Genomic DNA, 6,946 nt, shown 5'->3' on the forward strand with positions numbered 1-6,946 from the left:
AACACCTTGCTGCAAACAAAATGCCAGTAACACGCTAAGTTGTTGAATTTTAAAGAATCCAATTTCAACATTAATTCTGAAGGATTGCCAAACTCAGGCCGTCACGGTGCTGATCGATCAGCGCTCCTATCCCAGGGTGCAGTAAATCAAGGATTTTATGCGCCATCGCACCGAATCAATTGATCTATCGGCGACATTGCTTGTTTGTCGAACACGCTGCATGTCTATATCTATCTTTCTATATGTGTTTCTCAACGTGCTCCGCCGAAAACTGTTGGCTAGTCGCTATCTGCAGCAGAACGCCGTCAAAACGAAAGATGGCGAAAGCTTGAACGGATGAGGCATCACTTGCTTGCGCGTTGGCATGGCGGGCATATCCGATGGATTTTAGCGCGTGGGATCAACGCCCATTCACACCGCCTGAACACCACACCACACGTGCAAAACACTTGCGCTCCAACAAAACCCAGCACAAAAAACACAAGACGAAAGAATTACGTAAATATGCACAGATACATAACTATAGCAAGTGACAGCATTAAAGATCTCTACTAGCATAAAGCCACCTATCTAAGGCGGAAAAACAATATGGTGACCTTGATCCAACCCTTGATCCAGCGTTTACCACAGGCGGGTTTGTGCACTTTAGTACTGGCTTTGTTAACCGCTTGTGCTGCCCCTTCACCGCCGATGCCGCCCATGCTGACGGCAAATCAGCTGTCTTTAAGTACCTTACCTCAATCGCCTGATTTTGCGCGGGGAGCTTGGTGGCAGGCTTTGCGTGATCCGGAACTGGATCAATTGCTTAAACAGGCTTTGGCGGCCAATCCCAAACTCACGCTAGCTGCGGCCAAAGTGGCTGCGGCGCGCGCTAATGAGGCGATTGCGGCTAGCGGCAGCGGGCCAACGGTAAATGGACAGGCCGCATTGAATCGCCAACGCTATAGCGCCGATGGTTTGATTCCACCGCCGATTGCCGGCACTTGGCAAACTTATTCACAAGTCGGTTTAAGCCTGAATTACAGCTTTGATTTATGGGGCAAGATTCGTGAGCGCGTTGCCGCTGCAGCCGGTGCCAGCCGCGCTGCGGAGCTAGAACAAGCCAGCGCGCAGCAATGGCTGGCGGCTGAGGTGGTAACGCAATATCTAGTCTGGCGCGCCGCGCAGCAAGAAATCATGTTGCAACAAGCGGCATTACACGCCAGCGAGCAGTTGGCGCAAAAAAGCAAAACCCTCAAACGCGCCGGTTTAGTCAGCCGCGACGCGCAAAATGAACAAACCCTTCTCCTCGCCGAGGCGCGCACCGCGCTCATTGCGGCGCAACTGGCGAGCAGTAACGCGCAAGCGGCTTTAGCCGCGCTCACGCTCACCAGCCAAGCTGATTTGGCAGCGCAAGCGCCGCGCGCTTTACCGGCTTGGCCGATTAATACCGCCGGCTTGCGGCTTAATCAATTGGCGCAGCGCCCGGAATTACTCGCCGCCAAGTATCAAGTGGAGAGTGCTGCGGCTTTAGTTCGCGCGGCGCAGGCGGATTTTTATCCGGATATTTCTTTATCAGCGCTGATTGGTTTGTCGTCTTTATCCACCGCCACCTTGTTTGATTCGGCATCGCGCCGCTTGGGGCTAACGCCAGCGATTAGCTTGCCGATTTTTGAAGCTGGCGCTTTGCAGGGTGCGCTGGATTTACAGCATGCGCATTACGCCTCGGCGATTGCGATTTATAACCAAACCCTGCTCGATATCGCCAACCAGAGCGCCACCAGTTTGGCGCGCCAACAAGCCGCGCTCAAGATTGAAGCCGAGGCCAAACTAAGCGCAACGGCGGCCGAACAATTGGCCAATAGCGCCCGATTACGCCAACGCGCCGGTTTGTCGCCAGCGAGTGAAACCTTGCAATCGCATTTGTCGCACGTGAATTCGCGCTTAGCTTTATTACAGGCGCAACGCGACCGCCTGATTGCCCAAACCAGCCTGATCCGCGCCATGGGCGCAACTGACTCGAAGGAAACCCCATGAGTGAAACGTTGACCACCCCGAATACTGCCGCCGACACGCCCAACGTTGACCCGCTTCGCCGCCGCCGCTCGCTGATCGTCGCCAGTTTGCTGCTGCTACTGATTGCTGGCGCGGTGTTGTTGTATTGGCTATTGGTGCTGCGTTACCAAGAAAGCACCGATGATGCGTATGTGGCGGGTTATGTCACCCAGATTGACTCGCGGATTGGCGGTACAGTCAGCGCGGTGTATGTGCACAATACCGATATGGTTAAAGCCGGTGATTTACTGGTGAGTTTAGACGCCAGTGATGCCACGCTGACCTTGGCGCGGGCAGAGTCAGCATTGGCGCGCGCAGTACGTGGCGCGCAAGTGGCGCAGCAGCAAGTGGCGCAACTGAATGCCGAAGTCACGCTGCGCGAAGTCGCACTCAAGCAGGCCAGCGATGATTTGCAACGCCGCCGCATCGCCGCCGAGGGGCAAGCGATTAGTGCCGAAGTATTGCAACACGCCGAGCAGGCCAAAGCCTCGGCCCAAGCCGCGCTTGAAGCCAGCCAAGCCGCGCTGCAAGCAGCCAAAATGCAGGTGCTCAGCGGCGTAGTGCGTGATTATCCCGAAGTCAGCGCCGCAGCCGATGCGCTGCGCGAGGCTTGGCTCAATCGCCAGCGCACCGATATTCGCTCACCGGTTGACGCCCAAGTGGCCAAACGCGCCGTCGCCGTTGGCGCGCAAGTCGCCCCCGGCTCGCCGCTGATGGCTTTGTCGCCGCTATCGAATGTGTGGGTCGATGCCAATTTAAAAGAAACGCAAATCGAGCCGATTCGGATCGGCCAGCCGGTAACCTTAACCGCCGATTTATACGGCAGCTCGGTCAAGTTTGATGGCAAAGTCGCCGGTTTATCGCCCGGCACCGGCAGCGTTTTTTCGCTACTACCGCCAGAAAACGCCAATGGCGATTGGATTAAGATTGTGCAGCGTTTGCCAGTACGAATTGCGCTTGATCCACAACAATTAGCCAAGTATCCGCTGCAAATCGGCTTGTCGATGAGTGTTACGGTCAATACCCATGATCAATCAGGCCCGCGCTTGGCTAAATCCAGCAATGGCCAGCCTGTCGAATCGACCAATCTATATGCGGTCTCGTTACAAAAAGCCAATCAGCATATTGATGCCATTATTCAAGCCAATCTGACGCCAGCCGCAGGGCGTAAAAAATGAGTACCGTATCGCCACTTTATGGTTCGGCGCGCATCTGGGCGACGGCGGCGCTGGCGCTAGCGACCTTTATGCAGGTGCTCGACACCACCATTACCAATGTGGCGATTCCGACGATATCGGGCGATTTGGGTGCATCGATTACCGAAGGCACATGGGTGATTACGTCGTTTGGCGTGGCTAATGCGATTTCGGTGCTGCTATCGGGCTGGGTGGCGCAGCGTTTTGGCGAGGTGCGGGTGTTTATGGTCGGCGTGATTGGTTTTGTGATCACGTCGTTTTTGTCTGGCATTGCCCCATCGCTGGATATGCTGATTTTTTTCCGCGTGTTGCAGGGCCTATTGGCCGGGCCGCTGATTCCTTTATCGCAAAGCTTATTATTAGCGTGTTACCCCCCCGAGAAAAAAACGCTGGCGCTGGCTTTATGGGCGATGACGATTATTTTGGCGCCGATTGTGGGGCCGATTCTGGGCGGCTGGATTACCGATAATTGGGTGTGGGGCGGGATTTTCTTTATCAATGTGCCGGTGGGCATGTTTGTCGCTGGCGTGGCGTTTTGGCAGCTCAAGGGCCGCGAAACGGCGCGCTTGTCCGTACCGGTCGACCGCGTTGGGCTGGCTTTATTGATTATCACCATCTGCGCTTTTCAAATCATGCTCGATTTGGGCAATCAATATGAATGGTTTAGCTCAAACCGCATTATTGCCTTGGCGATTATTGCGGCAGTGGGCTTGGTGTTTTTATTAATCTGGGAGCGCGACGAGCCGTATCCGGTACTAGATTTAGCGCTGTTTAAGCACCGCAATTTCACCATTGGTGCGCTGAGTTTGAGCTTGGGTTTTTTGATGTACTTTAGCTCGATCTTATTGCTGCCTTTATTAATGCAAGAGCATTTAGGCTATACCGCGACGATGGCAGGGCTGGCTTTAGCGCCTGTGGGTTTATTGCCGGTGGTGTTGTCGCCAGTAATTGGCCGCTATTCCAGCAAAATTGATTTGCGACTATTAGTCAGCTTGGCGTTTTTGGTGTTTGCGGCTTGTTATTACTGGCGCACTTTTTATACGCCAGCGATTAGTTTTGGCTGGCTGGCGTGGCCGCAGTTTGTGCAAGGGATTGGCGTAGCGTGTTTCTTTATGCCGCTCACCGCGATTACTTTATCCGGCTTACCGCCAGAGCGAATTGCGTCGGCAGCGAGTATGTCTAACTTTATGCGCACTATGTCTGGCACCATCGGTGTATCGCTGGTCACGGCGATGTGGGATAACCAAGAAAAAGTCCATCACGCCAATCTGGTGCAGCAGATCAATCCCTACAATCCCGTGGTACAAGACAGTTTATCGGGCTTAGTCGCACAAGGCTTTAGCCTGCAGCAAGCGCTGGGGTTGATTAACCAAAAAATCACCCAGCTAAGCTTTTTTATGTCGGCCAATGATATTTTTGGCTTATTTGCCGTGCTATTTATTGTGCTGATTGCCTTGGTGTGGTTCGCCCGCCCCCCGTTTAGCGAAAGCAAAGACGGCGCAGGCGCGGGGTAATACATGGCTAGGGCGGCTGGCAAACCCAATGTCAACAGACCCTAGACCAACGACTTCAGCATTTTGGTATTTGATATGGCGCTCAAAGCCAAGACCGTAAAATTTCACCGGCCAATTGGTGGGCAGCAAGGTGATTGGGTTGGCTGGCCTCTGCGGGCGCACGCCTTTCAGATTGGCCGGCTTTATGCGGGGTTTGCCAAATAAAATAATCGGTGTTGCCGCTCGGTTCGCCGTGGGCGGCGTAAACCTTGGGCAAGATGGGCACATGATCACCGTACCAACACAAGGTAGCGGGTGTGGCTAAGGCCGTGAGTTGCTCGCGTAGCTGCGCCAGCATCCGATTGGCGTTGGCTTGGTGGCGCAAATAAATCGTTAACTCTTCGCCGTCTATTGGCGCTGCGCCGTGATACACCTGCTCGGCGTCGCCTTCTGCCAATTGCTCTAAATGCAATGGGCCGTGATTTTCCATGGTGATGACAAAAATAAACGTCGGCTGCGTCGCCTGCGCTAGCACTTCGCCGATTTTGGCCGCCACTTGCAAATCATCCACATACGGCATGCCGGCGGGCGGTGGCGCAAAGGCGCTGATGTCGATAAATTCATCAAAACCCAATTGCGGATACAAGGCATCGCGGTGGTAAAAACTAGCGGCATACGGGTGAATGCACACGGTGCGATAACCCTGCTGGCGCAACTGCGCTGGTAACGACGCCGAATACTGGCGGGCAAAACGGCGGTAAGGATTAAATTGATGCACGCCCAATTGCTGCGGCGATAAGCCCGACAAAAAAGCAAATTCGCTACGCACGGTATTGGCGCCCCAAGCCGGTACTTCCAGCTGGCCATACTGCAAAGACTCAGCGCAAAACTGATCATATTCGCTCAAAATATCCGGGCGAATTTGCGGATAATAGCGCCGAAAATCAACAAAAGACTCGCTTTGCACCACCAATAAATGCGGCAAAACGCCTTGGCTTGGCTGCGGCATCGGCCACGCTGGCGGCGTTAACTCGGGGTGGTGTTGCTCGGCCCAATAGTACGTGTTGTCGCCGACCGAAAATTGACCCACGGGGCTGCGGATAAAATCTTGGACTACCAGGAGGTAGTTCATGTATTCGTACGAAGATAGATTACGTGCTGTTCAGCTATACATTCAACTCGGAAAACGCGTCGGGCCAACTCTCCGCCAGCTAGGTTATCCAACCAAGAATGCCTTAAAAGGCTGATATCGGGCGTATGAACAAATGCTCGACTGTAGTGGTCTAATGCCTAGTAGACACCTCGATAGGGCATTATTCATCCTAACGAGGAAATAACATGACTTCTAAACGTACTGATTACGATGCCAGCTTTAAGCTGGAAGTCGCCCGCATGGTGGTCGATCAAGGCCTGACTGTTGCCCAAGTGGTGAAGGATATGCGGGTTGGGCGCACTTCGGTTGATCGCTGGGTGGCGCAATATTTGGCGGAGAAAACGGGCTCACCTGGTATTGGTAAACCACTCACCGCCGAGCAGCAGCGCATCCGCCTGCTTGAATCCGAAAATCGCCAGCTTCGTTCGGATAACGAACTGTTAAAAAAGGCCTCCGCCTTCTTTGCCCGCGAGCTGAAATAGCCTACCGCTTGGTGGATCAGTGGCAACAGAAGGCGTCGGTGAGTCAGGCTTGTCGTGTGTTAAATGTGAGTCGGGCTGGTTATTACGCGGCGAAGAAGAAGTCCATGCCTGCCGCCATTTGCGCGACTAGTGTGCATTTGAAAGCGGCATTTGCCGAGAGTCAGCAAACCTCAGGCAGTCGCCGACTATTGACTAAAATGCATCAGAAAGGCATTCAGATTGGTCGCTATAAAATTAGGCGATTGATGCGCGAGGCGGGCTTAGTGCCTGTTTGGAAACGAAAATTCGTCAGCACAACCGACAGCAAGCACGCCTTGCCAGTGGCTGAGAATATATTGAATCGACAATTTAATCCTACGCAGCCCAATGTGGCGTGGACGGCAGACATCACGTATATCCGTACGCGTTCGGGTTGGCTGTACTTGGCGGTGATACTGGAGTTGTTCTCGCGAAAAATCATTGGCTGGGCGATGTCGGCAACGATGCCGGCGGATCTGGTTTACCGCGCGTTAAAGATGGGGTAATCCCCCCACCCCCCTATGTCAGACTAGTTGTCGCCTCTGAATTTTCATTGGTTTGAAAAAACAA

The 6,946-nt window shown here is 53.6% G+C and carries 6 protein-coding genes and 1 pseudogene; 6 read left to right on the top strand and 1 reads right to left on the bottom strand.

The window, feature by feature from the left end; translation table 11 throughout:
• Nucleotides 1–588 precede the first annotated feature (588 nt).
• From Q0V82_RS16125 to Q0V82_RS16135, 3 genes are read left to right on the top strand one after another with little or no spacing between them, the layout of a single operon-like run.
• Complete coding sequence (locus Q0V82_RS16125) at nt 589–2,016, top strand: efflux transporter outer membrane subunit (RefSeq protein WP_297577401.1); 1,428 nt, start codon at nt 589–591, stop codon at nt 2,014–2,016.
• A complete protein-coding gene (locus Q0V82_RS16130; RefSeq protein ID WP_297577404.1) occupies nt 2,013–3,212 on the top strand; it encodes an efflux RND transporter periplasmic adaptor subunit in 1,200 nt (399 codons plus the stop codon). Before Q0V82_RS16125 ends, Q0V82_RS16130 begins: the two co-directional genes overlap by 4 nt.
• Nucleotides 3,209–4,744 carry a DHA2 family efflux MFS transporter permease subunit gene (locus Q0V82_RS16135; protein WP_297577406.1) on the top strand — a complete coding sequence of 512 codons (1,536 nt, stop codon included), beginning with the start codon at nt 3,209–3,211 and terminating at the stop codon, nt 4,742–4,744. Before Q0V82_RS16130 ends, Q0V82_RS16135 begins: the two co-directional genes overlap by 4 nt.
• 82 nt (nt 4,745–4,826) lie before the next feature.
• Here the strand turns inward: Q0V82_RS16135 and Q0V82_RS16140 are convergent, their stop codons facing one another.
• Entirely contained in the window at nt 4,827–5,855 is a 1,029-nt protein-coding gene (locus tag Q0V82_RS16140; protein ID WP_297577408.1) for an LTA synthase family protein, read from the bottom strand.
• Between Q0V82_RS16140 and Q0V82_RS16145 the strand changes: the two are divergent.
• The 3 genes and pseudogenes from Q0V82_RS16145 to Q0V82_RS16155 form a co-directional block, all read left to right on the top strand.
• A pseudogene (locus tag Q0V82_RS16145) lies at nt 5,854–5,967 on the top strand (integrase); the annotation flags it as partial. The gene Q0V82_RS16140 and the pseudogene Q0V82_RS16145 overlap by 2 nt on opposite strands.
• Before the next feature lie 94 nt (nt 5,968–6,061).
• A complete protein-coding gene (locus tag Q0V82_RS16150) occupies nt 6,062–6,358 on the top strand; it encodes a transposase (protein ID WP_297577411.1) in 297 nt (98 codons plus the stop codon).
• 11 nt (nt 6,359–6,369) lie between these two features.
• On the top strand, nt 6,370–6,882 hold the full coding sequence (locus tag Q0V82_RS16155; RefSeq protein WP_297577413.1) for an IS3 family transposase: 513 nt from the start codon (nt 6,370–6,372) through the stop codon (nt 6,880–6,882).
• The last annotated feature ends 64 nt before the right edge of the window (nt 6,883–6,946 follow it).

The organism is uncultured Deefgea sp. (genome assembly GCF_947072475.1).
In the GTDB taxonomy this organism is placed as follows: domain Bacteria; phylum Pseudomonadota; class Gammaproteobacteria; order Burkholderiales; family Chitinibacteraceae; genus Deefgea.